Genomic DNA, 247 nt, shown 5'->3' with positions numbered 1-247 from the left:
CTTGGCTGAATTCAGGAATGTCACGTCATGCGGCGCCGTGACGGCATCATTGGGCTCTTCGAACAGCGGGATAGCGAAGAACTCCTTCTCGGCACATTCACGGATCTGACGCACCGCATCTGGGTTCATGAGAGCAACGAGATCGACCCAGTTGAGGTTGTGCGCACGGGAGCTTGCCACGACGCTCTTGAACATCGCATCGACGATGCTGTTGCGATCTTCGTTCTCCGGGTCTCCAGTGAACAGA

Annotated in this window: 1 protein-coding gene; it reads right to left on the bottom strand. The window is 56.3% G+C overall.

Annotation, left to right across the window (positions count from 1 at the left end; genetic code table 11):
* On the bottom strand, positions 1-247 hold a 247-nt coding region (locus KVT31_RS29835), incomplete at both ends, for a hypothetical protein (RefSeq protein ID WP_217613757.1).

Source organism: Bacillus sp. GbtcB14 (genome assembly GCF_019091205.1).
Lineage (GTDB): Bacteria > Bacillota > Bacilli > Bacillales > Bacillaceae_G > Bacillus_A > Bacillus_A cereus_AG.
The sequence above is the reverse complement of the archived record's forward strand: the minus strand, read 5'-3'. Positions and strand labels throughout refer to the sequence as shown.